The organism is Pseudomonas sp. 10B238, from assembly GCF_000970615.1.
GTDB lineage: Bacteria > Pseudomonadota > Gammaproteobacteria > Pseudomonadales > Pseudomonadaceae > Stutzerimonas.
The window spans coordinates 35,483-62,463 of record NZ_KQ033938.1; the positions used below are offsets into that span (position 1 = coordinate 35,483).

General features: G+C 60.5%; 25 protein-coding genes. 16 read left to right on the forward strand and 9 right to left on the reverse strand.

Annotation, left to right across the window (positions count from 1 at the left end):
- Window positions 1-35: 35 nt before the first annotated feature.
- Entirely contained in the window at window positions 36-2,009 is a 1,974-nt protein-coding gene (gene mnmC / locus RT21_RS17555; protein WP_046163758.1) for a bifunctional tRNA (5-methylaminomethyl-2-thiouridine)(34)-methyltransferase MnmC2/FAD-dependent 5-carboxymethylaminomethyl-2-thiouridine(34) oxidoreductase MnmC1, read from the forward strand.
- Between the two features lie 52 nt (window positions 2,010-2,061).
- Here mnmC and RT21_RS17560 read toward each other — a convergent pair whose 3' ends face one another.
- A complete protein-coding gene (locus tag RT21_RS17560) occupies window positions 2,062-2,301 on the reverse strand; it encodes a DUF1127 domain-containing protein (RefSeq protein WP_046163759.1) in 240 nt (79 codons plus the stop codon).
- 95 nt (window positions 2,302-2,396) lie between these two features.
- Here RT21_RS17560 and RT21_RS17565 point away from each other — a divergent pair, with 95 nt between their 5' ends.
- Window positions 2,397-3,251, forward strand: a complete 855-nt coding sequence (locus RT21_RS17565; RefSeq protein WP_045428240.1) for a LysR substrate-binding domain-containing protein — start codon at window positions 2,397-2,399, stop codon at window positions 3,249-3,251.
- A gap of 28 nt (window positions 3,252-3,279) precedes the next feature.
- Here RT21_RS17565 and RT21_RS17570 read toward each other — a convergent pair whose 3' ends face one another.
- Window positions 3,280-3,753: a MarR family winged helix-turn-helix transcriptional regulator gene (locus RT21_RS17570; protein ID WP_045431930.1), complete on the reverse strand. Its 474-nt coding sequence runs from the start codon at window positions 3,751-3,753 to the stop codon at window positions 3,280-3,282.
- Between the two features lie 221 nt (window positions 3,754-3,974).
- Between RT21_RS17570 and RT21_RS17575 the strand changes: the two genes are divergently transcribed.
- The 5 genes from RT21_RS17575 to RT21_RS17595 all read left to right on the forward strand — a co-directional run bounded on the left by RT21_RS17575 (window position 3,975) and on the right by RT21_RS17595 (window position 12,109).
- Window positions 3,975-5,747, forward strand: coding sequence for an N-acetylglutaminylglutamine amidotransferase (locus tag RT21_RS17575; protein WP_046163760.1), 1,773 nt, complete (start codon window positions 3,975-3,977; stop codon window positions 5,745-5,747).
- An 83-nt stretch (window positions 5,748-5,830) separates the two neighbouring features.
- Window positions 5,831-7,573: an N-acetylglutaminylglutamine synthetase gene (gene ngg, locus RT21_RS17580; protein WP_046163761.1), complete on the forward strand. Its 1,743-nt coding sequence runs from the start codon at window positions 5,831-5,833 to the stop codon at window positions 7,571-7,573.
- A 142-nt stretch (window positions 7,574-7,715) separates the two neighbouring features.
- Window positions 7,716-8,915 carry an osmoprotectant NAGGN system M42 family peptidase gene (locus RT21_RS17585; protein ID WP_045428247.1) on the forward strand — a complete coding sequence of 400 codons (1,200 nt, stop codon included), beginning with the start codon at window positions 7,716-7,718 and terminating at the stop codon, window positions 8,913-8,915.
- A gap of 187 nt (window positions 8,916-9,102) precedes the next feature.
- On the forward strand, window positions 9,103-11,868 hold the full coding sequence (locus tag RT21_RS17590) for a hybrid sensor histidine kinase/response regulator (protein WP_046163762.1): 2,766 nt from the start codon (window positions 9,103-9,105) through the stop codon (window positions 11,866-11,868).
- Window positions 11,869-11,878: 10 nt separating this feature from the next.
- Entirely contained in the window at window positions 11,879-12,109 is a 231-nt protein-coding gene (locus tag RT21_RS17595; protein ID WP_046163763.1) for a YheU family protein, read from the forward strand.
- Between the two features lie 3 nt (window positions 12,110-12,112).
- On the opposite strand, the gene RT21_RS17600 is transcribed toward RT21_RS17595, so the two are convergent.
- The 5 genes from RT21_RS17600 to RT21_RS17620 all read right to left on the reverse strand — a co-directional run bounded on the left by RT21_RS17600 (window position 12,113) and on the right by RT21_RS17620 (window position 16,888).
- The gene (locus RT21_RS17600) at window positions 12,113-12,535 is read right to left on the reverse strand and encodes a hypothetical protein (protein WP_046163764.1); all 423 of its coding nucleotides are present in this window, start codon (window positions 12,533-12,535) and stop codon (window positions 12,113-12,115) included.
- A gap of 131 nt (window positions 12,536-12,666) precedes the next feature.
- Entirely contained in the window at window positions 12,667-13,812 is a 1,146-nt protein-coding gene (locus RT21_RS17605; RefSeq protein WP_046163837.1) for an MFS transporter, read from the reverse strand.
- A 108-nt stretch (window positions 13,813-13,920) separates the two neighbouring features.
- Complete coding sequence (locus RT21_RS17610) at window positions 13,921-14,727, reverse strand: SDR family oxidoreductase (protein WP_046163765.1); 807 nt, start codon at window positions 14,725-14,727, stop codon at window positions 13,921-13,923.
- A gap of 191 nt (window positions 14,728-14,918) precedes the next feature.
- Entirely contained in the window at window positions 14,919-16,574 is a 1,656-nt protein-coding gene (locus RT21_RS17615; protein ID WP_045428263.1) for a cation acetate symporter, read from the reverse strand.
- On the reverse strand, window positions 16,574-16,888 hold the full coding sequence (locus RT21_RS17620; RefSeq protein ID WP_045428267.1) for a DUF485 domain-containing protein: 315 nt from the start codon (window positions 16,886-16,888) through the stop codon (window positions 16,574-16,576). The genes RT21_RS17615 and RT21_RS17620 overlap by 1 nt, the downstream gene beginning before the upstream one ends.
- A gap of 268 nt (window positions 16,889-17,156) precedes the next feature.
- Between RT21_RS17620 and RT21_RS17625 the strand changes: the two genes are divergently transcribed.
- From RT21_RS17625 to RT21_RS17640, 4 genes are all read left to right on the forward strand, one after another.
- Window positions 17,157-17,381: a DUF2061 domain-containing protein gene (locus RT21_RS17625; protein ID WP_045428270.1), complete on the forward strand. Its 225-nt coding sequence runs from the start codon at window positions 17,157-17,159 to the stop codon at window positions 17,379-17,381.
- A gap of 432 nt (window positions 17,382-17,813) precedes the next feature.
- A complete protein-coding gene (locus RT21_RS17630; RefSeq protein WP_045428273.1) occupies window positions 17,814-19,106 on the forward strand; it encodes an alpha/beta fold hydrolase family protein in 1,293 nt (430 codons plus the stop codon).
- Between the two features lie 19 nt (window positions 19,107-19,125).
- Complete coding sequence (locus RT21_RS17635; RefSeq protein WP_156155731.1) at window positions 19,126-19,869, forward strand: MlaA family lipoprotein; 744 nt, start codon at window positions 19,126-19,128, stop codon at window positions 19,867-19,869.
- Between the two features lie 91 nt (window positions 19,870-19,960).
- Window positions 19,961-20,806, forward strand: a complete 846-nt coding sequence (locus tag RT21_RS17640) for a pirin family protein (RefSeq protein WP_046163766.1) — start codon at window positions 19,961-19,963, stop codon at window positions 20,804-20,806.
- On the opposite strand, the gene RT21_RS17645 is transcribed toward RT21_RS17640, so the two are convergent.
- On the reverse strand, window positions 20,796-21,746 hold the full coding sequence (locus tag RT21_RS17645; RefSeq protein ID WP_046163767.1) for a lipid A biosynthesis lauroyl acyltransferase: 951 nt from the start codon (window positions 21,744-21,746) through the stop codon (window positions 20,796-20,798). The genes RT21_RS17640 and RT21_RS17645 overlap by 11 nt on opposite strands.
- A gap of 159 nt (window positions 21,747-21,905) precedes the next feature.
- On the opposite strand from RT21_RS17645, the gene minC reads away from it, so the two are divergent.
- The 5 genes from minC to RT21_RS17670 all read left to right on the forward strand — a co-directional run bounded on the left by minC (window position 21,906) and on the right by RT21_RS17670 (window position 25,891).
- Window positions 21,906-22,637 (forward strand): septum site-determining protein MinC, encoded by a 732-nt coding sequence (gene minC / locus RT21_RS17650; protein ID WP_045428283.1) that lies wholly within the window; start codon window positions 21,906-21,908, stop codon window positions 22,635-22,637.
- Window positions 22,638-22,728: 91 nt separating this feature from the next.
- Complete coding sequence (gene minD, locus RT21_RS17655) at window positions 22,729-23,544, forward strand: septum site-determining protein MinD (protein WP_045428284.1); 816 nt, start codon at window positions 22,729-22,731, stop codon at window positions 23,542-23,544.
- Window positions 23,541-23,798 (forward strand): cell division topological specificity factor MinE, encoded by a 258-nt coding sequence (gene minE, locus RT21_RS17660; RefSeq protein ID WP_019341568.1) that lies wholly within the window; start codon window positions 23,541-23,543, stop codon window positions 23,796-23,798. The genes minD and minE overlap by 4 nt, the downstream gene beginning before the upstream one ends.
- 84 nt (window positions 23,799-23,882) lie before the next feature.
- Window positions 23,883-24,518, forward strand: a complete 636-nt coding sequence (locus RT21_RS17665; protein ID WP_046163768.1) for an RluA family pseudouridine synthase — start codon at window positions 23,883-23,885, stop codon at window positions 24,516-24,518.
- An 83-nt stretch (window positions 24,519-24,601) separates the two neighbouring features.
- A complete protein-coding gene (locus tag RT21_RS17670) occupies window positions 24,602-25,891 on the forward strand; it encodes a M18 family aminopeptidase (RefSeq protein ID WP_046163769.1) in 1,290 nt (429 codons plus the stop codon).
- A gap of 33 nt (window positions 25,892-25,924) precedes the next feature.
- Here the strand turns inward: RT21_RS17670 and RT21_RS17675 are convergent, their stop codons facing one another.
- Window positions 25,925-26,887, reverse strand: coding sequence for an NAD(P)H-quinone oxidoreductase (locus RT21_RS17675; protein ID WP_046163770.1), 963 nt, complete (start codon window positions 26,885-26,887; stop codon window positions 25,925-25,927).
- Window positions 26,888-26,981: the final 94 nt, after the last annotated feature.

Sequence of the window (26,981 nt, forward strand, 5' to 3'; positions counted from 1 at the left end):
GCTAGAATCGCGATTTTTCTCCGCAGGAAACGTCGATGTCCGCCGCGATCTCACCCGGTTTTGAACATGCCGAGCTCGACTGGGACGAGAACGGCCAACCGCAATCGCGGCGCTATGGTGACGTATATTTTTCTCGCGGCTCAGGCATGGCCGAAACCACCCACGTATTTCTGCAACCCAACCGATTGGCCGAACGTTTCGCCGCTCTTCAGGCTGGGGAGCGCCTGGTGATTGGCGAAACGGGCTTTGGTACCGGCCTCAGTTTCCTTTGCGCCTGGGCGCTGTTCGAGCGCACTGCGCCTGCCAATAGCGCCCTGCACTTCGTCAGTGTTGAAAAGCATCCACTCACGCGCGACGACCTTCGTCGCGCGCTGACGTTGTGGCCCGAGCTGCAGCTGCAGGCGCGCCAGTTGCTGGACCAGTATGTGGCGGTCAATCCGGGATTCCAGCAATTTCGTTTCGGTCAGGTGACGCTGACGCTATTGGTAGGCGATGCGCTCGACCAGCTGAAAGAACTGGATGCCCAGGTAGACGCCTGGTTTCTCGATGGTTTTGCTCCGCCGAAGAACCCGGACATGTGGCAGCCCGAGCTATTTGAGCAGGTGGCGCGGCTGTCCGCCCCGGGTGCCACGCTGGCGACTTTCAGCAGCGCCGGCAGTGTGCGACGAGCCCTCAAAGAGGCGGGCTTTGAGATCAAGCGGATACCGGGCTTCGGCCAGAAGTGGGAAAACATCCAGGGTCACCTTGCCGCATCGCCAAAAACCTTGGAGAGCCCGTGGTTCGCGCGCCCGTCATATAAACCAACGCAGCGCAAGGCACTGATCATCGGCGCAGGCCTCGCGGGTTGCGCCAGCGCTGCCAGCCTGGCGGCGCGCGGCTGGCAGGTGACACTGCTGGAGCGGCATGACGACGTCGCCCAAGAGGGTTCTGGCAATCCACAGGGTGTGCTCTATCTGAAGCTGTCAGCGCACGGCACCGCGCTTTCGCAGCTTGTCGCCAGCGGCTTTGGCTACACCCGTCGGTTGTTGCAGAACCTGCAGCAAGGCCAGGACTGGGATGCCTGTGGCGTGCTGCAGCTTGCCTTCGACCACAAGGAAAGCGCCCGCCAAGCAGCACTGTCCGATGCCTTTCCGCCCAGTCTGCTGCGCGCGGTGCAGCGCGAGGAAGCTGAGCAGCTGGCGGGCGTGGCGCTGAACCATGGCGGGCTGCTCTATCCGGACGCGGGTTGGGCGCACCCGCCAGCGCTGTGTCGCTGGCTGATCGCGCACCCCGACATCGAGCTGCTTCGCCACCAGCACCCGGTCGAGCTGCGTCGCGCCGGCGAGCAGTGGCAGGCACTGATCGGCGATGAGCTGCTGGCCGAGGCGCCGGTAGTGATTCTGGCTGGCGCCGCCGACGCTGCGCGGTTCAGCCAAAGTGCCTGGCTGCCGCTCAAGCGAATCCGCGGACAGATCACCGCCCTGACGGTGACCGAACGAAGCAGCGCATTGCGCACCGTGCTCTGCGCCAAGGGCTACGTCGCCCCGCCCCGTGAGGGTCAGCACACGTTGGGTGCGAGCTTCAATTTCGCCGAAACCGACCCGGCTCCAAGCGCAGCGGAACATCACTCCAACCTGGAGATGCTGGCGGAGATTTCCGCTGATCTGCATCAGCGCCTCGAGGCCGACACCGTCGATATCGACCAACTGCATGGACGCGTCGCGTTCCGCTGCACCAGCCCTGACTATCTACCCATCATCGGCGCGCTGGCCGATCCAGCACGCTTCGCCGAAGCCTATGCCGTGCTGGCGAAGGATGCTCGGCAAGTGCCTGACACTCCGTGTCCCTGGCTTGATGGGCTGTACGTCAATACCGCACACGGCTCGCGCGGCCTGATCACCGCGCCACTGTCGGGCGAGCTGCTCGCCGCGTGGCTGAATGACGAACCGCTGCCCGTACCGCGCGCCATCGCCGAAGCCTGCCACCCCAATCGATTCCTGCTGCGCAAGCTCATTCGACGGATCGACTGAGCGTCTCATCGAGCGCCTGCCTATTCGAGCCTCGTGACCAAGCTGCCAAAGATTAGCCTCGGCGAAACGGCTCATCCCAAAATGGCCGGGTGATTTCGGTTTCGATATCGGCCCGGCTCAAACCGATGTCCTTGAGCATCTCATCACTCAGCGAGGCCAGTTGCTGGCGCTGGCGATACAGCGCGTGCCAGCGGCCGAACTGCTGCCAGGCCGCACGCAGCGACCGTCCGAGCGAGAAATGGGGCGTTGCGCTCCGGGCGCAAGATTGAACGAACTCAGCATGGCTTTTCATCGGGTACACCTCCGAGTGGATGGCGCCAGTGTCCCGCCGGGCTTATGATCAATCCAACGAATGTTTATGATGATGTCCATCTCGGAGATTGATGAATGGCCAACTACCCGAGTATCGATGCCGAGCTGCTGCGCAGCTTTGTGGCAATTGCCGACCACGGCGGCTTCACCCGTGCTGCGGAAGCCGTCAATCGCACGCAGTCGGCAATCAGCATGCAGATGAAGCGGCTGGAAGAGGACGTACTGCAACGTTCGGTATTCGAGCGCGACGGGCGCCAGGTCAAGCTCACCGCAGAAGGCCAGATCCTGCTTGGTTATGCGCGAAGAATTCTCAAGCTGCACGGTGAGGTGCTGACCACCTTGCGTGAGCCGCACATGGTCGGCTCGGTGCGCATCGGCACTCCAGACGATTATGTGATGCGCTTCCTACCCGGCATCCTGTCGCGCTTCGCCCAGGCCTATCCGCTGGTGCAGGTGGAGGTGCATTGCGAACCGTCTTACCAGTTGCTGCAGCGACGCGACCTGGATCTGTCCATCGTCACCCGCGAGCCGGGTACCGAGATCGGGCAGTTACTGCGCCGCGAGCGTTTCGTCTGGGCTGAAGCGCCGGGCTTCAACACCCATGAACAACGGCCCATGCCACTGGCCATGTTCAATACCGATTGCTTCTGCCGCGCCTGGGCCTGCAACGCACTCGACAGCCTGGACGTTCCCTACCGGGTCGCCTATACCAGCCCGAGCCTTTCAGCGCTGATGGCCGTGGTCAACGCCGGGCTCGCGGTGACCGCGCAGCTGCAGAGCCTGGTCACGGCCGACATGCGCTTGCTGGGCGAAGCGGAAGGCATGCCGGAGCTACCCTTGAGCAGCATTGTCCTGCTGCGCAACGAACGTAGTCAGTCGCAAGTCAGCGAAACACTGGCCGAGCATATCGTCGAGGGCTTTCGCCTATAGCAGACGGCAGGCTCAGCCGGGCTGCTGACTATTCCCTCGAACCGCATATCGAGGCGGCGCGAAGCAGCGCCGCAGTGATTCCGTGCTGCTCCCATTCCGGCAACGCCGCGAAACGTGCAACGAACTCCGGCGGCAGCAAAGACGGGGCCTGTTGCTGCAGTGCGCGGCCCTCTTCAGTCAACAGCAACCATTGGCGGCGGCGGTCCTGATCATCACGCTGGCGCGACAGAAGTCCGCGCTCGGCGAGCCGGTCGAGCTGCCCGGACAGGGTTGCAGGCGTAAGGCTGACGCGCTTGCTCAGCGCACTGGCGGTGAGCTGTCGCTCGCTCGCAAGCACCTGCAGAATCATTAGCTGCACCGGGCTCAGTCCACCGTAACGTGCCAGCCGCTTGGCATGCATTTCGGCGTCCTGCTGCAACCGGCGCAGAGCCTGAAACAGCGACAATTCAAGCCTGCTCTCCGGCTTTTCGATAGTTTCAGCTCGAATATTTTCTTCGTTCATAAACAACATAATCAGCTGGGTCACGGTTTGACATGAAAGCACTTCCTTTGTTTCCCTGTAAAACCTGACTGACGCAGCAGGGCGCGATTCAGCCTGTGCGGGACGCACCTGAATGATCACCGCAGCCGGCGAGCCAGAGCGCTATACGCTGGTCTGAAAACCTGAACTTCGCGATCCGAGCATCAGTCACACTCCCCAACGGCAACACCGGTAAGGATCTTATGTGCGGCATAGCTGGCGAACTTCGCTTCGATAATCAACCGGCCGATCTGGCCGCGGTTGAACGCATCACTCAATCCCTGACTGCTCGCGGCCCAGACGCCTGTGGCTTCAACAGCCAAGGCCCTCTGGCGCTCGGTCACCGACGCTTGAAAATCATGGACCTGTGCGAGGCCTCGGGTCAGCCAATGGTCGATTCGGCACTCGGTTTGTCGATGGTTTTCAACGGCGCCATCTACAACTATCCGGAATTGCGCGCCGAGCTCGAGGCACTGGGCTATCGCTTCTTCTCCGAGGGTGACACTGAAGTGTTGCTCAAGGGCTTTCATGCCTGGGGCGAAGCCTTATTGCCGCGCCTCAACGGCATGTTCGCCTTCGCCATCTGGCAGCGCGACGTACAGGAACTGTTCATCGCCCGTGATCGTCTCGGCATCAAGCCGCTCTATCTGTCACGCACCGGCGAGCGCCTGCGCTTCGCCTCGACGCTCCCGGCGTTGCTCAAGGGCGGTGACATTGCCGGTGTGCTGAACCCGGTGGCACTGAACCACTACATGAGCTTCCATGCCGTGGTGCCGGCACCGGACACTCTGATTGCGGGCATCGAGAAGCTGCCTCCCGGCACCTTCATGCGTGTTGATGCCAGCGGCAAGACCAGCCAACACCGCTGGTGGACGCTGGAGTTCGGGGCATCAGAAGAGGAGCAAGGCTATAGCTTCGAAGACTGGCAGGAGCGCACCCTGACAACCTTGCGCGAGTCCGTCGCCTTGCGCCATCGCGCGGCGGTTGACGTGGGCGTGCTGCTTTCCGGTGGTGTCGACTCCAGCTTGCTGGTCGGCCTGCTTCGCGAAGCCGGCGCTGCGGACAACTTGCAGACCTTCTCCATTGGCTTTCAGGACGCCGGTGGCGAGCGTGGCGACGAATTCAAGTATTCGGATCTGATTGCACAGCATTACGGGACGCGCCATCACCAGCTGCGGATTCAGGAGAAAGAAATCCTCGAACAGCTGCCTGCTGCCTTTCGCGCTATGAGCGAACCGATGGTCAGCCACGACTGCATCGCCTTCTACCTGCTCTCACGGGAAGTGTCCAAACACTGCAAGGTGGTTCAGAGCGGTCAAGGTGCCGATGAGCTGTTCGCTGGCTATCACTGGTATCCGCAGGTGGACGGTGCCGAGGACCCTGTCGAGGCTTATCTCAGCGCCTTCCGCGACCGCAGCTTCGAGGAGTACGCCGACACCGTGCAGCAGCAGTGGGTCAAGGGCGACTTCTCCGGTGATTTCGTTCGTCAGCACTTCGCGCAGCCGGGCGCTGATGCGGCCGTCGACAAGGCCCTGCGAATCGACAGTACGGTGATGCTGGTCGACGACCCGGTCAAACGCGTCGACAACATGACCATGGCCTGGGGCCTAGAGGCACGGGTGCCGTTTCTCGATCACAACGTGGCCGAGCTTTCCGCACGAATTCCTGCGAAGTACAAGCTGCCCGATGGCGGCAAATATGTGCTCAAGGAAGCCGCGCGCAAGGTCATCCCAGCCGCGGTCATCGACCGCCCCAAGGGCTATTTCCCGGTGCCGGGCCTCAAGCACCTGCAGGGTGACACACTGAATTGGGTGCGCGAGCTGCTGACGGACCCGAGCCAGGATCGCGGGCTGTACAACCCGGCAATGCTGGACAAGCTGTTCAACGACCCCGAGGGCCAACTGACGCCCCTGCGCGGCTCGAAATTGTGGCAGCTGGCAGCGGTCAATCTATGGTTGAGCGAACAAGGCCTCTAAGAACCCGATCATGACGGCACGGCGCCAAGGCCAGTTGATACAAAAAATGCCGTGACGTCGTGACAAGCTCCAAGGAACGTACCATGCAGAAGTCTCAAGCCTATGGACAGCGGCTGTTACGCGGCCAGACACCGACCTACGAGCGCCTGCAGCAACGACTCGCGGAAGATGGCCAGGCGGAACCTCAGGCGCCCGTAACCCTGCACTGTGGCTGGGGCCGCATCCTGATCGGACACACCTACTCCGACCCTGAAAAGCTCGCTGCCGACCTGCTCCATGAACAGGCCGGGGAGCGGGACATTGCGCTGTACGTTGCCGCGCCGCACCAGGTGCTCGCCTATGCGCCGCAGCAGCTGTTCCTTGACCCCTCGGACACCTCTCGCATCTGGTTCACCGATTACCGCCCGGCCCGCCGCAGCTTCCGCGGTTTCGGCATTCGGCGCGCCCAGAGCGAGGAGGACTGGAAAGCGATCAATAGCCTGTACCAGTCCCGCCATATGCTGCCCGTCAACCCGGAGCTGTGCACCCCACGAGAGCAAGGTGGTCCGGTTTATTGGCTGGCCGAAGACGACGACTCCGGCCAGATCATCGGCAGCGTGATGGGCATCAATCACCACAAGGCTTTCAACGATCCGGAGAACGGATCCAGCCTCTGGTGTCTGGCGGTCGCGCCAACCTGCACCCGCCCTGGCGTTGGCGAAGCGCTGGTTCGCCATTTGATCGAACACTATATGGGGCGCGGGCTGGCCTACCTCGATTTGTCGGTGCTACACGATAACAAGCAGGCCAAGGCGCTCTACGCCAAGCTCGGTTTCCGTGACCTGCAGACCTTCACGGTCAAACGCAAGAACACCTTCAACCAACCCTTGTTTCTAGGGCCTGGCCCGGAAGCCGAGCTGAATCCCTATGCCAAGATCATCGTCGACGAGGCACGGCGTCGCGGCATAGAAATCACCATCGACGACACCGAAGCTGGCCTGTTCACCCTGACCCAGGGCGGCCGAAAGGTACGCTGCCGCGAGTCATTGTCGGACCTCACTTCAGCGGTGAGCATGACGTTGTGCCAGGACAAGAGCCTGACGCACCGCACCCTCGCCCGCGCTGGGCTCAAACTGCCAGCGCAGCAGCTCGCAGGGACACCAGAGGATAACGAGGCGTTTCTGGAAAAGCATGGCAGTGTCGTGGTCAAGCCACTCGATGGCGAACAGGGCCACGGGGTCTCGGTCGATCTTCGTAGCCCTGAGGACGTGGAGGAGGCGATTACCCGAGCACGTCACTTCGATCAACGCGTCTTGCTCGAAAGCTTCCATCCCGGCCTTGATCTGCGCATCGTGGTGATCGGCTATGGCGTGGTTGCTGCGGCAATTCGACGTCCGGCTGAAGTGGTTGGCGACGGCAGCCACTCCATCCAAGAACTGATCGAAACCCAGAGTCGCCGTCGCCAGGCCGCGACGGGTGGCGAAAGCAAAATCCCGATGGATGAGGAAACCCATCGGTGCATCAGTGAAGCCGGCTTCGATTACGACAGCGTGCTGCCACGTGGCCAGCATTTGACGGTTCGTCGTACCGCCAATCTGCATACTGGCGGCACGCTGGACGATGTAACCGATCAGCTGCACCCCGAGCTGATCGACGCTGCAGTCCGCGCGGCCCGTGCGCTGGATATCCCGGTGGTTGGTCTCGATCTGTTGGTGCCGGCGGCAGACCAGCCTGAGTACGTTTTCATTGAAGCGAATGAGCGAGTCGGCCTGGCTAATCATCATCCGCAGCCGACCGCCGAACGCTTCGTCGACCTGCTCTTTCCACTCAGCTACGGCACCCATTAGCGGGGCAACCAGGCCGTTGATGGCCTGGCTCCGGCACCCTCAGGTGCCGGAATGGCCCAGCCGCCTCGCTTGCGGCACTACCGCAGCTCAACTTCACTCACCTGAATGGCGGCAGCCGGTTTTTTGCCGCTAAGGAATGATCATGACTGCCAAGCTTCCAGAACCAGACCTCAACTACCTGCAGCGTGTGCTGCTGGAAATGCTCGCCATTCCCAGCCCCACCGGCTTCACCGACACCATCGTTCGCTACGTGGCGGAGCGGCTGAAGGAGCTTGGCATTCCTTTCGAGCTGACCCGTCGCGGGACCATCCGCGCCACACTCAAAGGCCGTCGGTACAGCCCGGATCGAGCCATCGCCGCACACCTGGATACCATTGGCGCCAGCGTCCGGGAGATCCAGGACAATGGCCGACTTGGCTTGTCCCCGGTGGGCTGCTGGTCCAGTCGTTTCGCCGAAGGCAGCCGCGTCAGCGTGTTCACCGACACCGGTGTGGTCCGGGGCAGCGTGCTGCCGCTTCTGGCCTCGGGACATGCATTCAATACTGCGGTTGATGAGATGCCGATCAGCTGGAACCACGTCGAACTGCGCCTGGACGGATACACCGCTGGCCGCGCCGACACGCTTGCGCTAGGAATCAATGTGGGCGATTTCGTCGCGTTCGACCCGATGCCCGAGTTCACCGACAGCGGTTACATCAGCTCCCGCCATCTGGACGACAAGGCCGGAGTGGCAGCCTTGCTAGCGTCGCTCAAAGCCGTGGTTGAAAGCGGCCGTGAGCCGCCGATCGACTGCCATCCGCTGTTTACCATTACCGAGGAAACCGGTTCTGGTGCAGCCGGCGCCCTGCCCTGGGATGTCAGCGAGTTCGTCGGCATAGACATCGCGCCGACGGCCAAGGGTCAGGAATCCAGCGAACACGCCGTCACCGTAGCCATGCAGGATTCAGGCGGGCCTTATGATTTCCACCTGTCGCGGCACCTGTTGAAACTGGCGGAAGCCAATGAGGTACCGGTGCGTCGGGATCTGTTCCGCTATTACCACAGCGATGCGCAATCGGCGATTGCAGCCGGTCACGACATCCGCACCGCTTTGCTGGCCTTTGGTTGCGACGCGACGCATGGCTATGAGCGCACCCACATCGACAGCCTGGCGGCCATGAGCCGCTTGATTTCGGCCTACTTGCTGAGCCCACCGGTCTTCACCAGTGACGCCCATACGAGCAAAGATTCGCTGGAAAACTTCAGCCATCAACTGGAACACGTGACTCAAATGGAGAACGACACGCGCGTGCCGGCAGTCGATTCGATCTTCGACAAGCAAACCGATGATTCGTCCGGTTGATGGCCACGTTTCATGATGCGCCGCCAACTTGAGGCAATTGCCGATTGCGGGGCGGCGCTGATCCGGGCAAAGTCGCAAACCTCTGAAATATATGGATGCTTGGCCAGTCAGGCATGAAGCGAGGGGATTTGTCCTTCGCGCGACTGGAAACTGCGTTTTGCGAGTTTGCACGCCTTGGGTCAATAACATGCTGCCGCGTCTTTTTCTGGCCGTCTTCCTATTCTGTCTGACCGCTCAGGCATCGGCCTTTGAGCCCGTGCCTGTGGATTCACAGCATTTTCGCCAAGCACTGGGCAGCTCAAGTTACTTTCTGAGAGACCCTGCCGCCGAACTGAGCGTGGCCGAGGTGTTCGCGCTACCCGAAAAAACCTTCGAGCCAGTGTCAGGCCTACACCCCAATAAGGGGAAGAACGATTCGGTCTGGTGGTTCCGTGTCGAGTTGGACAACCAACTCCACGACCCTCTCGGCGGCTTCGTCGAAATCAACTACCCGCTGCTTGACGATATTCAGCTGTATCTCCGTCACCCGGACGGTCGTATCAGCCGACAGCACTCGGGGGACAACCATCCGTTCAGTGAGCGCTCGGTCAGGGTCAGCAACTTCTTGTTTCCAGTAGAGCTCGCGCCCGGCACCTCGACCTTGCTGTTGCGTGTGCAAAGCACCAGCACCCTGTACGTCCCGCTGTATTTCAGCACCTACGCAGCTAACGCCGAAGCAACCGAAGACTCAATGGGCTTGGCCGGGGCCTTCTATGGCGTGCTGTTTGCGATGTTCTGCTACAACTTCTTCCTGTTCCTCTCGCTGCGTGAGCCAGCGTATTTCTGGTATCTGATCTACAACCTCAACGTGGGCCTGTTCGCACTCAGCTTCGATGGCTTGCTGGTCAAATGGCTGAACGATGCCGGCGGCGTGGTCGCGTTAGGCATCTACGCACTGATGTTCAGCCATTGCCTGGTGTCGGTCCAATTCAGCCGCCATTTTCTGCATACCCGAGAGTACTTCCCGCGCCTGGACTTCGCCCTGCGTGTGGTGCTGATCCTGTCGATGGGTGCGCTGCTGTCCGGATTCGTTCTGGAAACGCAGGTCTGGAGCGTGCTCGCCAGTGTGATGGTCATCGGCTCTTCGATCGGCCTGTTGCTGACTGGCGCTTTCGTCTGGAGCCGCGGCGTGCGCTATGGCCTTTATTACACGCTGGCCTGGGGCGTCCTGCTGGCGACGTTCGTCATCGTCACAGCTGGTTCACTGGGCTTCAACCTGTTGGGCCTGTATGGCGCGTCGATTGTCAAAGTTGGCATCGCCTTCGAATTGATCACGCTGTCGATCGGGCTCGCCGACCGTATCAACCTGCTTAAGGAAGAAGGCTTCCGTTCGCGCCAGGCAGCCGAGCGGGCAGAAAGCGAGAACCAGGCAAAAAGTCGCTTTCTGGCGAAAATGAGCCACGAGATCCGCACGCCATTGAACGGCGTATTGGGCATGCTGCAATTGCTGCGTGAAACCCCGCTGGATCGTAACCAGCGCTTCTACCTCGATACGGTTGCCAGCTCCAGCAACTCGCTGATGACGGTCATCAACGACATCCTCGACTACGCAAGGATCGGCGCCGGCAAACTGGTCTTGGAGGACATCGAGTTCGACTTGGAAGCGCTGGCCTCCGAAACCATCAGCCTGTTCACAGCCCAAGCGCTGCAGAAGCAGCTGAACCTGCATCTCAGCCTTGCGCCCGGTGTGCCACGCCGTCTTCGCGGCGACCCGACCCGTCTCAAGCAGGTCCTGATGAACCTGCTGAGCAATTCGTTGAAGTTCACCGAACAGGGTTGCGTGGTGCTGCAGGTCGTCTGTCAGGGACCGGAGGGCGGCCGAAGCCTGGTCTTTTCGATCACCGACAGCGGCATCGGCATGCGCGCCGAGGTGCTGGCCCAGCTGTTCGAGTCCTTCGCACAAGGTGATTCCAGTACAACCCGACGCTACGGTGGCAGCGGCCTGGGCTTGGTCATCAGCAAGGAACTGGTGGAAATGATGGGCGGCCAGATCGAAGTGCAGAGCACGCCTGGCCAGGGCAGCCAATTCAGCTTCGACATTCCGCTGCGGGAGGCGAGCGACAACTCTGACCCACTCACGACCTTGCTCGAAGGCCGAACCGCCGTGATCGCGTCTCGGGATATCTGTGCACTGGATGCGATGGGCAATCTGCTCCACCGTTGGGGCATGCGAATCGTCCGTTGCGAGGAGCCGCAACGACTGCGCCGCTACCTCGACGATCAGGCTTCAGCCCCGCTGCTGGTGATCATGGCACCCTGGCCTGGCAAACCACAGGCATGGCTCAACGCCGTGGCCGACCAGCTCGAACCAAATCAACGCGTAATGCTGCTCTACCCGCCACAAAGCGAGCCCTCACCTGCGTCGTCATCGTTGCACCTGGCAAGCCTGCCGTTGCCCCTGTTGCTCGGCCCCTTGCGCGAAGCACTGCATCGCCTCTATCAGGGAACCCGAACGCCTAATGGCGCTGCGATGGTGGCCGCCGACAGCCTGACAGGCCGCAAGCCGCTCATCCTAGTAGTCGAGGACAACCCGGTCAGCCAGATGGTCGTGTCCAGCCTGCTGCGTAAACGCGGCTATGAGGTCATGGTTGCTGAAAACGGGCACAGGGCAATCAGTGCGTACAGCGAGAACCCGGCCGCTGTGCAGCTGATTTTGATGGACTGCGAGATGCCGGAAATGGACGGATTCGAGGCCAGCCGTCAGATCCGCCGACTCGAAGCGCAATTGCAGTTGCGACCCGTGCCGATCATCGCACTGACCGCCCATGTGCTCGAGGAGCATCGCCGCGCTGGCAGCGAGGCCGGCATGGACGATTTCATTGGCAAGCCATTGGACAGTGAGCAGCTGTATGCTTACCTGGATCGGTTCCTCAACGCGCCGATCAGCGAACCTGACCTGCACCATCCCACTTGATCCGACGCCGATGCTCATCCCTTACGACCAGCTCGAACCTGACACCCTGACCCGCCTCATCGAAGACTTCGTCACCCGCGAGGGCACCGATAATGGCGACGAGACGCCGCAGGAAACCCGCGTCGAGCGGGTACGCCAGGCATTGCGCAAAGGCACCGCGGTCATCGTGTTCGATGTTGATCATCAGCAGTGCCAGCTCGCGCTCAGGCGCGAGGTGCCGAAGGAATGGCTGGAAGACTAGATTTCAGCTGAATACCCCGCCGTCACGCTCCCAGGCACAGCGCATACGCAAATCGCGCTGATGGGGGCTGTGCGAACCGCTTTCGGTTTCCCAGCGGAAGGTATGAATGCCGTTGAGTTCGGTCTCTAGGTGAACCACCGCGCTGGTCCAGTAGAGTTCGTTCAGCAGTGCCTCGAAGTGACGCACCCAGAGCGCCCATTCATATTCGACCGCGCGGTAGCTGGCGCCGAAGTGAATGATCTGGGTCTGATACACGCCTTCATCCATGCAGCAGGAAAACATTTCTCTTCCGAGAAAAGGCCAACCCTCACCTTGAGGCAAGCTGTACAGCGCACGGCGGTTGACTGCACGGCGCAGCCGACACTGCTCGGGGTCGGTCGAAGGCCAGTCACGAATGCTGCCGTAGACGATGGATTCCGGCTCCACAGGAACACTCCAGGCGAAAGTCCGACATGTTCGATCAAATCCGCTCGGCCTTCCAGCGCCCCGTGCGGACATGGCCCGCACGCGAGTCGCAGAGGTGACGCAGACCACAACCTAAGGTAATAGCGGCACCTTCAGGGCGTCGTCGCAGCAGACAGATCTCGGCGGGGCGCCAGCCGCAAGGCGAGCAGCGACATTGCCGCTGACATGGTCGCGAGTACGAGGAAGGGTTCACGGTAATCACCGGCGATATCGCGGCCCAAGCCGGTCAGCACTGGCGTGAAACAGGCCAGGCAATAACCGGTGCAAAGCATCATTGCCGTCAGGCGGCTGACCGCTAGCGGTGAGTTCGCTTCGTACATCGGCAATACCAGTGACATCGAAAATGTCCCGTTCAAGGCCACACCCAGCAGCATGCAGACCAGCAAGGGGTTGACCTGAGGAAGCCAGGCAATGACCAACAGACACACCGTCGCCAGTACGCCGCAGCAAGCCATCAGCAGGTGCCGCCGACCGAAGCGCTGCGCCAGCCAAGGCATGATGAAGGCGCTGGGTAAACCGATCAGCATGAAGCCACTGAAAAATGCATTGCTCTGCAGCAGGCTGAAGCCAACCTCGTGGTAACGCGCCACCAGCCAAGTCGCCAGTGCGTAGAACAGACCGGCCTGCAAGGCGAAATAGATGCTCACCAACCAGGCGCGTGGCTCACGCCACGGCAGACCGGCGCGGCTCTCGACTGCCGGCTCCGACTGGTTCGGCAGGCGCCACCAGATCAACAGTGCCAGCACTGCGGGAATAGCCCAGAACGCCAGCCCCCAGGTCCAGCGCTGGCCCAGCAGTTCGGCCGCCGGTGCGGTAAGCACCACGCCGATGGTGCCGCCAACAGCCATGCTCAACGAATAGTAGGCGGCCGTCTTACCCATCTGCTCGAGGAAATAACGCTTGATGAAGCCTGACAACAGCGGCCCGGCGACCGCGATTCCGGCACCCACCATGGCCGCCGTGCCAATCAACACCGGCGCGCTTTTACCGAACAGACGCAGTAATAGCGCCAGGCCGATCAAGCCAAGGCACAGGCTGATGGTGCGCTCCAGTCCGAACCGCACCGCCAGACGTGGCGCCAACGGCGCGAGCAACCCCATCAGCAGCACCGGCAAGGCGGTAGTAAGGCTGATAACGCTGCGGCTGAGACTGAGCTCCTCGGCGATGCGTTCGATCAGGGGTGCGAACGAGGTAATACCGGGCCGAAGATTGATCGCGGCCAGCACTAAAGCCAGCATGAGCAGCCAGCGAGACGGATTTTTCACAGTGAGTCCAGAGGCAGACTGGGTAGGACCGGCAACCCTACTCCCGCCCCTGGATCAGGGCAAGCAAAACGGACCGACTGGTCAGGTTTTGCTCTTGCTACGTTTCTTCTCTGCCAGCAGCGCCATCTCGTCATAGATAGCCTGAGGGTTGTGCTGCTTGATTTTCCAAGCCGCCCGGCCTTCGTCATGCGGCAGGATCATAAACACGCCTTCGGCAACCTGACGGTAGATGTAGTCGGCGATGTCGGCAGCAGAAATAGGCGACGCTTCGAGCAGCTTGCTGATCTGCGCTTTCATGTTGGGCGTCGGCCCACGATAGGAATCCATCAGATTGGTCTGGAAGAACGACGGACAGACCACATGAACCCCGACTTCCTGCTGCTTCAGCTCCACCAGCAGGCTTTCGGACAACGCCACTACGCCGGCCTTGGCGACGTTGTAGTTGCTCATTCCTGGCGCTTGCATCAGAGCCGCCATGGACGCGATGTTAATGATCTTGCCCTGGCTCTTCTGCACCAATGGCAGGAACGCCTTGCAGCCCTTGACCACGCCCATCAGGTTGATCGCGATCTGCCAGTCCCAGTCCTCCAGCGACAGTTCTTCGAAAAAGCCACCCGAAGCGACGCCAGCGTTGTTGACCACTACATCAATGCCGCCAAAATTGCTCTCGCAAGCCTGTGCCAGCGCCGTTAGCTGACTGTAGTCGCGCACGTCACAGCGTTGAGTGAAACCATCGCCGCCCGCCTCACGGACCATCTTCAGGGTTTCAGCCAGGCCGGCCTCGTTGACATCTGACAATGCCAGCTGCCAACCCTCGCGCGCCCAGCGCAACGCAATTTCGCGACCCAGGCCGGAACCGGCCCCTGTGACCATCATCCGATTTTGCATCGTTTGTAACCTTTTGTTCGTGGAGTTGCCACGAGTCTAGCGAATGCCGCTGCAGGCTCCGGCCTCTATCGAAATGCTGAATGACTGGCATACCTCGCACCCGATTGACCGGCCTCTGAGCCGCCCATAAACGGGCGAAGGCGCATAAAAAAAGCAGCCCGAAGGCTGCTTTTTTTGGGTGACCTGTGAGGTCAGTGCGCGACCGCACCACTCGAGCCTAGACCGGTCTGCGAACGGATGAATTGCGGGAAGAAACGTGCACGCTCCTCGGCAGCCGCTTTCGACTTGTCGGTAACCGAGAAGAACCATAGGCCCGCGAACGACGCGATCATGGCGAACAGTGCCGGGTACTTGTACGGGAAGATGGCCTTCTCGAAGTGCAGCACATCGACCCATACCGTCGGACTGAGAATGGTCAGCAGCAACGCCGTGCCCAGGCCCATCGCGCCACCGATCAGCGCACCGCGGGTAGTCAGGTTCTTCCAGTACATCGAAAGAAACAGAATCGGGAAGTTGCAGCTCGCGGCAACCGAGAATGCCAAGCCCACCATGAAGGCAATATTCTGGTTCTCGAAGGCCACACCAAGCAGGATGGCCAGCACGCCCAGGGCCAGCGTGGTGCGCTTGGTCACCTTCATCTCGTCCTCTTCCTTGGCCTTGCCCTTCATGATCACGCAGGCATAGAGGTCATGGGCGACAGCGGAAGCACCGGCCAGCGCCAGGCCCGAAACCACCGCGAGGATGGTGGCAAAGGCCACCGCGGAGATGAAGCCCAGGAACAGATTGCCGCCGACTGCCGAAGCCAGGTGGATGGCGACCATGTTGGTGCCGCCGACGATGGCGCCAGTGGCGTCCTTGAAGCTCGGGTTGGTGCTGACCAGCAGGATCGCGCCAAAACCGATGATGAACGTCAGGATATAGAAGTAGCCGATGAAGCCGGTCGCATAGAACACGCTCTTACGCGCTTCTTTGGCATCAGCAACGGTGAAGAAGCGCATCAGGATGTGCGGCAGACCAGCCGTGCCGAACATCAATGCCAGACCCAGCGAGATCGCGGAAATCGGGTCGGAAACCAGGCCGCCCGGGCTCATGATCGCCTGATGGCTCGGATGCAGCGCCACCGCCTCGGAGAACAGACGGCTGAAATCGAAGCCGACGTTGTACATCACCATGACCGCCATGAAGGTTGCGCCAGACAGCAGCAGCACCGCCTTGATGATCTGCACCCAGGTGGTCGCCAGCATGCCGCCGAACATCACGTACATGACCATCAACACACCTACCATCACCACCGCGACCAGATAGTCCAGGCCGAACAGCAGCTGGATCAGCTTGCCGGCACCGACCATCTGCGCGATCAGGTAGAAGGCCACCACGATCAGAGAACCGCACGCAGATAGGATACGGATCTGAGTTTGTCCCAGGCGGTAGGAAGCTACGTCGGAGAAGGTAAATTTACCCAGGTTGCGCAGTCGCTCGGCCATCAGAAACAGAATGATCGGCCAGCCCACCAAGAAGCCGATCGAATAGATCAAGCCGTCGTACCCGCTGGTGAAGACCAGCGCGGATATTCCGAGGAACGAGGCAGCCGACATAAAGTCACCCGCGATCGCCAGGCCGTTCTGGAAACCAGTGATGCTGCCGCCAGCGGTGTAGTAGTCGGAAGTGGAGGTGTTGCGCTTGGCCGCCCACTTGGTGATACCCATCGTGAACACGATGAATACGATGAACATCGAAATGGCGGTCCAGTTGGTGGCCTGTTTCTGTACATCGCCGGTTAGGGCGTCAGCAAACAGCGCCGGAGCAACTGCCATCAGAGCAGCTGCAGTCAGCAGGCGAGCGAACATTATTTCTGGGCCTCGTCGAGAATGTCCTGGGTAATACGATCAAACTCGCCATTGGCGCGTTGCACATAGATTCCTGTCAGCACGAACGACAGGAAAATCAGGCCCAGACCCGCCGGGATACCCCAGGTGGTGACGGAGCCAGTGCTCAGAGGTGTTCCCAGCACCGCAGGGTCAAACGCGATGACAAGAATAAATGCGAAGTAAGCGGTCAGCATGATGGTCGCCAGCATCCAGGCGAAACGACCACGCTTGGCAACCAGGTCGTGGAATCGTGGATCAGCATTGATCTGCTGAATAACTGTCTCGTTGTTCATTGGGGTCTCCACACGGTCTCTGCCCACACATGAAGGCAGGGCGGCTACTTTAGGGCCGGCCCGTGTTAACGCCACTCGACCATGGTCTTGTTTTTATTTCGCTAGAGGCCCATGCCAGACGCGTTGGTGCCGATCAGGTCCACGCAAACGGAAGGTTATAGTGCTGGCCTATCTGATCCATCGAACACGGCGATTTCCTACGCTCCTCAGCCATGAGCACACTTCACACCAACAGAGAATAATTCTCGATCGCTGCGGAGAATCGACCATGACCAAGACCGTTACCTTTACCCTGATGCACTTTTGCATCGCGTTCTCGGTCACCTACGCCTTGACCGGCAGCGCAGCAGCAGGAGGCTTGGTTGCCGCTATCGAGCCCCTGTGCAACTCGGTGGGCTTTTACTTTCACGAGAAGGTCTGGCAGCGTCTGGACAAGCGTCAGGCTGTCGAGAGGCACATTCCCGCTCACGCCTGGCTGCATCACCAGGCGTAAGCGCTACCGCTCTCATCCAGCGCTACGGCTGCAATCCCACGAAGCACCTGGGCCGTTAAGAAGCGCCCCGGCAGCCTTGCGCAATGATTCTCGACTCAAACGTTTGGCGTTTGCCGATCGGTGACCAAGCGGTCACTAATCCACACCAGCCAGTTCGCAACCGGCTTTTTGCTATCACTCCTTAAAAGCGACGCAACCTGCCGGCTTAATTGCGGTCAATGCTTAGCGAAACCACATAGCGCGGGCAATTCCAGGCATTATCTGAGCGCGAAAATGCATTGCACCGCGATCAGGCCAAACTCGCTGCCGACACGCCAACCGGTGTCGCAATCATCGTCGAGTGCACCGAACGGACCGCGGCCCCGCCGCCGGCCCCGGAAAACCGAATATCAACCAGCCAAACCCCACCGTAGTCACCGGAGATCACCTCATATGCGATTGCTGCTGTGCCTGAGCGCACTGCTTGCACTGGTCGTTACGCCTGCCCACGCGGCAGACATCAGCGTCGAGCAATATGGCTATCCCTTAAGCAACCCATTCGAGGCGACGATAGCCACGACACCGGCGCCGTTTCGCGTCGACTTGCCTGAAGATGACGACATTGATCAGGCAGACTACAGCCTGCGGCTACGTCCCGAGCGGGAGTTCACCCTGCCCGATAACTTCTGGGCGGTAAAACGACTCACATATCGGCTAGCAAAACAGCCTGGTCCAGCGCCGCTGATGTTTATCATCTCTGGCACGGGTGCGAGCTACTCAGCCGGCAAGACCGAGTCGCTGAAGCGGTTGTTCTACGGGGCCGGCTATCACGTGGTGCAACTGTCCTCTCCCACCAGCTTCGACTTCATCGCCGCTGCCTCGCGCTACGCAACGCCAGGCTACAGTCCGGGTGACGCCAAAGACCTCTATCGGGTAATGCAAGCCGTTCGCGCTCAGCAGCATGAGCTGCCGGTCACTGAGTTCAACCTGGTCGGTTATAGCCTGGGCGCGCTTAACGCTGCATTCGTCAGCAAGCTCGACGAGACGCGACAGAGTTTCAACTTCAAGCGCGTGCTGATGATCAACCCGCCGGTGAACCTCTACACCTCGATTAGCAACCTCGACAAGCTTGTGCAGACACAGGTCGATGCCATCGACAGCACCACTACCTTCTACGAAGTCGTCCTGGAAAAGCTCACTCGGTACTACCGCCAGCAAGGCACGATCAACCTGGACGAGGCGATGCTTTTCGATTTCCAGCAATCGGCGCTGCGACTTACTGACGAGCAGATGGCCATGTTGATCGGCTCGGTATTCCGCTTCTCGGCGGCCGATATTGCCTTCACGTCCGACCTGATCAACCGACGCGGGCTGATCGTGCCACCGAAATACCCAATCGATGAAGGCACCAGTCTCGAGCCGTTCTTCCGCCGCGCGCTGCTCTGTGATTTCGATTGCTATATCACCGAGCAGCTGATTCCCATGTGGCGCGCGCAGCAGGACGGCGGCAGCATGGCGCAACTGGTGCAACAGGTGAGCCTGTATGCGCTCGAGGATTACATGCGCAACAGTCCGAAAATCGCCGTCATGCATAACGCCGACGACATCATTCTCGGCGCTGGAGATCTGGGGTTCCTTCGCCGCACCTTCGGTGATCGCATGACGCTCTATCCTCGCGGTGGCCACTGCGGCAACCTCACCTACCGGGTCAACGCCCACGATATGTTGGAGTTCTTCCGTGGCTAAACGCGCTTTGCTTGCCGTCATGCTGCTAATCAGCAGCGTGACCCATGCCCAGACGGGGACTGTCGATGAGGATGGTTTCACCCATCCGCTGCGTAACCTGGAGTTCAACCCCGGCCTTGACCAGCGCGAATTTGAACGCGCCACCTTCGACGCGCTGAACATTTACGACCCCTGGGAGTCGCTGAACCGGCGCATGTACTACTTCAACTACCGCCTGGATCAGTTTGTGATGTTGCCAGCCGTCCGCGGGTACCGTTATGTAACGCCCAAGATCGTGAGGACCGGCGTCAGCAAATTCTTCGATAACCTCGGTGAAATCCCGACGCTTTTTAACAGCATCGCGCAACTTAAGGGCGAGCGAGCCATGACCACGACCGCGCGCCTGCTCTTCAACACGATTCTGGGCGTCGGTGGTGTTTGGGACCCTGCAACGCGTATGGGCCTGCCCCGCTACAATGAGGATTTCGGCCAAACCCTCGGCTTCTATGGCGTACCTCACGGCCCGTATCTGATCCTGCCCGCACTCGGCCCGTCGAACCTGCGGGACACCGCTGGCCAGGCAGTGGATTTTGGCGTTGAGCGACAGGTCGACTACTTCAGCTATGCCGAAGCTAGCGGTGGTGAATTCGGTCTCACCGCGCTGCGATTGATCGATATCCGTCACACGACGCCCCTGCGCTACGGCCAGCTCAATTCGCCGTTCGAATACGAGAAGGTCCGCTACGTCTACACCCGCGCGCGGGAGTTGCAGATCGAGGAATGATCGGCTGAATCGATACGAAAGGTTCGAATTTCGCGTCAACGCATCGAGCTGCTGGTCGTAGTCTTAGCCCATCTGTTCTAGGAGCGATGCTATGACCACGCGTGAAATCCTTTCTGTCAGCACCGGGCGCGCCACCTCCGATGGCGCCGGCGTCAGCCTGACAAGGCTGTTCGGCGGCGCCGCGCCGGAGCGCTTCGATCCCTTTCTGATGCTCGATGAGTTCGGCTCGGAAAACCCGGACGTGTACATCGCCGGTTTCCCGGCGCATCCGCACCGTGGCTTCGAGACCATCACTTACATGCTTGAAGGTCGCATGCGCCACGAGGATCATCTCGGCAATGTCGGCCTGCTAGAGAGCGGCGGTGTGCAGTGGATGACCGCCGCACGCGGCGTCATTCACAGCGAGATGCCTCAGCAAGAACACGGCGCGATGCGCGGGTTTCAGCTGTGGCTCAACCTGCCGGCGAAAAACAAGCTGGACGAACCGAGCTACCGCGACTTCTCTCCCGCCGAAATCCCCCGAATAACGCTGCCGAGCGGTGTCGAAGCAGTGGTGATTGCCGGCCGGCTCTGCGCCGAAGGCGTCACACAAGCCGGCGCTGTGCAACGCCCAGATACCGAGCCGCAGCTGTTCGATCTTTGCCTTCCAGCCGGCACGCGGCTGAGGCCGCAGCTGTCCGACGGGCAGCGAGTCATCTTGTATGTGTTTGACGGCGAGCTGATGGTGGGTGGGCAACGCCTTGCAAAGAATCAGCTCGCCCGACTCTCCGAACAGGGTGAATTGGAGCTTTCAACCAGCAGCGGCGCCCGCGTCCTTTATCTGGCAGGCCGACCGATCGGCGAGCCGATTGTGCAATACGGCCCGTTCGTGATGAACAGCCGCGAAGAGATCGAACAGGCGCTGCGCGATTTCCGCGACGGTGTGTTTACAGGCTGACCGGCTTCTTCGGGCGCTTGCGGTACAGACTCGACTCCCCCTCCGGTCGGGTCTTGAAGCGCCGGTGAGCCCACAGGTACTGCTCAGGGTGCTGCCTGACCGCGTCTTCAATCCACTCGTTGATGCGGCGACAATCAGCTTCCTCGCTTTCGCCGGGGAAATCGTCCAATGGCGGATGCACCACCAGGCTGTAGCCTCTTCCTTCAGGCAGGCGTTCCAGCGTGTAAGGGATCACCCTGGCCCTACCCAGGCGTGCGAACTTGGTCGTTGCGGTCACGGTTGCCGCCTGAATGCCGAACCAGGGTACGAAGATGCTTTGCTTGCGGCCGTAATCCTGATCTGGCGCATACCAGATTGCCCGGCCCGCACGCAGAACCTTGAGCATGGCACGCACATCCTCACGCTCTATCGCTGTCGCATCCAGGTTGTGCCGCTCTCGGCCACGCCGCTGCACGTAATCGAACACCGGATTCTTGTGCTCACGGTACATTCCATCGATGGTGTGCCACTGGCCGAGCAGCGCTCCGCCGATTTCCAACGTGGTGAAATGCAGCGTCATCAGGATCACGCCCTGCCCTTCTGCCTGCGCCTGCTGCAGATGCTCAAGCCCTTGGATTTGCGCCAGTCGCTGCAAACGCGACTTGGGCCACCACCAGCTCATGGCCATTTCGAAGAAGGCAATCCCGGTCGAGACAAAGTTCTCGCGCAGCAGTCGTTCACGCTCCTTTTCGCTCAACTCCGGAAAGCACAGCTGCAGGTTGCGCCGGGCGATCTGCCGTCTCGAGCGGGCAACCCGATACATAACTGCGCCCAGTCCACGCCCCAGCAACAGCAGAATCCGATAGGGCAATTGCACCACCAGCCACAGTAGACCGAGGCCAAGCCACAGCAACCAGAAACGAGGATGAAGAAATGATGCGCGAAAACGAGGACGATCCATTGGCAGTCCGAACCGATAAAAGCGCGCATTCTAGCGATAAATCATCCGCCAATGCGGCAGCGTTGCGATGCACGGCACCCGTCCGAGAGTGTGGGCGAGACTTGCAGGCGGCAGTTCGCCCCGCTATAAGTCCTCGCCATTTACCGCAGCAGGCAGACCATGAGCCAAGCCGATCTTACCGACCAAGCCCCCGTATTCCAGCTCAAGGGCAGCATGCTCGCCATCACCGTGCTGGAGCTGACACAGAACGACCTGCAGCGTCTGGATCAGCAGCTCGCCGTCAAGGTCGAACAGGCCCCGGACTTTTTTAATAACACGCCGCTGGTGCTAGCGCTGGACAAGCTTCCCAGCGATTGCAACCTCGACCTGCCTGCCCTTATCGCGCTCTGCCGAAAGCATGGCCTGCGTACCCTTGCGTTGCGTTCAGCCGACCCGCAAATCGTCGACGCCGCCGGCCGGCTCGATTTGCCCGTGCTACCGCCGTCGGGCGCTCGTGAACGCAAGCTTGACGTCACCAGCAAGGCGCCAAGCGAACCCGCCAAACCGGCAGAGCCCGCCTACCGCCCCACCCGCGTGATCACCACCCCCATCCGCGGCGGCCAGCAGGTCTATGCTCAGGGTGGCGATCTGATCGTGCTGGCCGCGGTGAGCCCCGGCGCGGAACTTCTCGCCGACGGGAACATCCATGTGTACGGCCCGCTGCGCGGGCGTGCGCTGGCAGGCATCAAGGGCGATGCCAATGCACGTATTTTCTGTCAGCAGCTAGCTGCTGAAATGGTCTCGATTGCCGGGCATTACAAGGTCGCCGAAGACCTTAGACGCGACCCTTTGTGGGCCGAAGCCGTGCAAATGAAGCTATCCGGCGACGTGTTGAACATCACCCGCCTTTAACGGATACTGCCGCGAATTTTCAAGCACCAAAACGGGCGCACTGTAAGCCGACTCGGCTACGGTCCCGACTTCATATTTAGGGTGAATCACCTTGGCCAAGATCCTCGTAGTCACTTCCGGCAAGGGTGGCGTCGGTAAAACCACTTCCAGCGCCGCCATCGGTACCGGCCTCGCCTTGCGCGGCCACAAGACCGTCATCGTCGACTTCGACGTCGGTCTGCGTAACCTGGACCTGATCATGGGCTGCGAGCGTCGCGTGGTGTATGACTTCGTCAATGTCATTCAGGGCGATGCCACCCTGACCCAGGCACTGATCAAGGACAAGCGTCTCGAAAACCTCTACGTCCTCGCGGCCAGCCAGACCCGCGACAAGGATGCGCTGACGCTTGAAGGCGTCGGAAAAGTCATCGACGAATTGGCCAAGACCTTCGAGTTCGTCATCTGCGACTCGCCGGCCGGCATCGAGAAAGGCGCGCACCTGGCCATGTATTTCGCCGACGAAGCCATCGTCGTAACCAATCCGGAAGTCTCCTCTGTTCGCGACTCGGACCGGATGCTGGGCCTGCTGGCCAGCAAATCCCGCCGCGCCGAAAACGGCGATGAGCCGATCAAGGAACATCTGCTGTTGACCCGCTACAACCCCGAGCGGGTGGTCAAGGGCGAAATGCTCGGTGTCGAGGACGTCGAGGAAATTCTGTCGATTCGTCTGCTCGGCGTCATCCCAGAATCCCAAGCCGTACTTAAAGCCTCCAACCAGGGCGTGCCGGTCATCCTCGATGACCAGAGCGACGCCGGCCAGGCCTACAGCGACGCCGTGGATCGCCTGCTGGGCAAGGAAGTGAACCATCGCTTCCTCGATGTGAAGAAGCAGGGCTTCCTGCAGCGCTTGTTTGGAGGCCGCGAATGAACCTTCTCGACTTCTTTCGTGAACGCAAGAAGAAGGAAACGCCAGCTAACATCGCCAAGGAACGTCTGCAAATCATCGTCGCGCACGAGCGCGGCCAGCGCACCCAGCCGGACTACCTACCGGCACTGCAGAAAGAACTGGTCGAGGTGATTCGCAAGTACGTCAACATCGACAGCGATCAGGTTCAGGTCGCCCTGGAAGATCAGGGAAGCTGTTCGATCCTTGAGCTGAACATCACCTTGCCCGATCGTTGATCGACCAGGTAGTCGCCAGCACCGTGGTGTAGCGACAGATTCATCGGCGACTTCGGTCGCCGATGTCGTTTGCGGAATTCGAAAATGCCCCTCAGTCACATCCAGTTCGTTCACCAAGATGCCGCTCTGCTGGTCATCAACAAGCCTACTCTACTGTTGTCCGTACCCGGTCGCGCGGAAGACAACAAGGACTGCCTGGTCACCCGACTACAGGAAAATGGCTACCCTGAGGCGCGCATTGTTCATCGCCTGGACTGGGAAACCTCCGGCCTGATCGTGCTTGCACGTGACGCGGACAGCCACCGCGAATTGTCGCGCCAGTTCCACGACCGCGAGACAGAAAAAGCGTACACCGCCCTATGCTGGGGTGAGCCCGAACAGGACAGTGGAAGCATCGAACTGCCGCTGCGCTACGACCCGCCGACCAAACCGCGACATGTGGTCGACCATGAGCTGGGCAAGCATGCGCTAACGTATTGGCGAGTCCTGGAGCGCTGCGGTGATTACAGCCGGGTCGAGCTTACCCCGATCACCGGCCGCTCCCATCAGCTGCGTGTCCACATGCTCTCGATCGGCCATCCCCTCCTGGGTGATCGCCTCTATGCGCACGAACGGGCGCTCACCGCGTATGACCGACTCTGCCTGCACGCCAGCATGCTTGCCCTGACCCATCCTCAAACTGGCGAACGTATGCGATTCGAGTGCCCGGCGCCGTTCTAAAAGGAGCCGCTACAGGCTGTGCGGCCTGTAGCTTGCACCTGATTCCGCGATAAACTCCGAGCCATTGCCGTCCGGAGCCAACCATGCGCGAAGAACTCAACCAGGGTCTGATCGATTACCTCAAGGCCTCCCCTACCCCATTTCATGCCACTGCCAGCCTTGCCCAGGCCCTGCAGGCCGCTGGCTACAAGCCCCTGGATGAAAGCGAGACTTGGCACACCGAACCAGGCGGTCGCTACTACGTCACCCGTAACGACTCCGCGATCGTCGCTTTCCAACTGGGTAGCCACTCGGTCATCGAACAGGGCATGCGCCTGGTCGGTGCGCACACCGACAGCCCCTGCCTGCGCGTCAAGCCGCAGCCCGAACTGCAGCGCCAGGGCTTCTGGCAGCTTGGCGTAGAAGTGTACGGCGGCGCGCTGCTTGCTCCGTGGTTCGACCGCGACTTGTCCTTGGCTGGACGCGTGACCTACAGCCGCGACGGTCGAATCGAAAGCCAGCTCATCGATTTCAAGCTGCCCATTGCGGTGATTCCAAGCCTTGCGATCCACCTCAATCGGGAAGCCAATCAGGGCTGGACAATCAACCCTCAGAACGAACTGCCACCGATCCTGGCGCAAGTCGCCAGCGAAGACAGCCCAGATTTCAGAGCGCTGCTGGCGGACCAACTCAGCCGCGAACATGGTCTGGTTGCGGACGTCGTACTCGATTTCGAGCTGAGTTTCTACGATACCCAGAGCGCTGCCGTGATCGGCCTGAATGGCGACTTTATCGCCGGAGCCCGCCTGGATAACCTGCTGTCTTGCTACGCGGGCCTACAGGCCCTGTTGCGTGCGGGCACTGAGGAAACCTGTGTGCTGGTCTGCACCGATCATGAAGAAGTCGGTTCTACGTCGATGTGTGGTGCGGACGGGCCGTTTCTCGAGCAAGTGTTGCGCCGCGTATTGCCTGAAGGTGAATCCTTCCAGCGCAGCATCAACCGCTCACTGATGATCTCGGCCGATAATGCACACGCGGTGCATCCTAACTACAGCGACAAGCATGACGGCAACCACGGCCCGAAACTCAATGCTGGGCCGGTGATCAAGGTCAACAGCAACCAGCGATACGCGACGAGTAGCGAAACCGCCGGCTTCTTTCGCCATCTCTGCCTGGAAAACGAAGTCTCGGTGCAGAGCTTCGTCACCCGCAGCGACATGGGCTGCGGCTCGACCATCGGCCCAATCACCGCCAGCCAGCTGGGCGTGCGCACGGTGGATATTGGCTTGCCGACCTTTGGTATGCACTCGATCCGCGAGCTGGCCGGCAGCCAGGATCTGGCGCATCTGGTGAAGGTACTCAGCGCATTCTATTCGAGCGCCGAGCTGCCTTAAAATCTGGTCTCCAGGCGCATGCGCCTGGATTGTTTAGGTCAGACTGTCGTCGATAACCAACGCAACCTTCCCGGACACCCGGTTGCTTGCCAGGGCAGCAAATGCCGCTTCCACGTCGCGCGCCGGGAAACTACGCTCCAATCGCGGCGAAAGAGTCTGGTTGGCGAAGAGCGGCCAGATTTTGTTCTGCATGTCAGCCAGTAAATCGGCCTTGTCGGCAGCCCCGCGGCTACGCAACGTCGACCCGATCAGCTGGATTCGTTTAGCCAGCAGCAACCCCAGATCAACCTCGGCTTTGCGTCCGCCCATCAGGCCAATCATTACCCAACGTCCATCCGTCGCCAGGAGCTGGGTGTTGAGCGCTACATACTTCGCACCAACCGGATCGAGAATCAGATCAAAGGGTCCGAAATCGCGAAGCGCTTCCAGTGACTCACCCCGGAGCACGCCGCCCTGGGCACCCAACGACTCGCAATAGGCCAGACGATCGGCCGAACCGACGCTGACCCAGCATGGGTTGCCAAAGGCTTTGCACAATTGAATTGCAGCCGATCCCACACCACTGGCACCGGCGTGCAAGAGAACCTTCTCGCCGGGCTGCAGCACACCCAGGCGGAACAGATTGAGCCATGCCGTGGCATATACCTCGGGAATAACCGCCGCCTCTGTCAACGACAGGCCTTGCGGTACCGGAAGAACATGGCGGCTATCGACCACAATCTCCTCGGCCATGCCGCCACCCGCCAATAGAGCACATACACGGTCACCGATCTGGTAGGAAGCGCCAGCCCCAACCTCGCTGATCACTCCGGAGCATTCCAGACCAAGGATATCGGTCACGCCGGGGGGCGGCGGATAGTGCCCCGCCCGTTGCAGCAAATCAGCACGGTTCAGGCCTGCAGCGGCTACTTGAATCCTGACCTCTCCATCGCCGCACTTCGCCGCGGTACGCTCCACCCACTCCACCTGTCCCTCGACGCCTTGCAATCCCTTCATGCTGCCTCCATAGTGGTCCATACCTGCGCCCGCTAAACCGTGACTCCGGCAGTGCAGGCCGTTGATTGAGTTCTGCCGAGGCCACATTGCGATA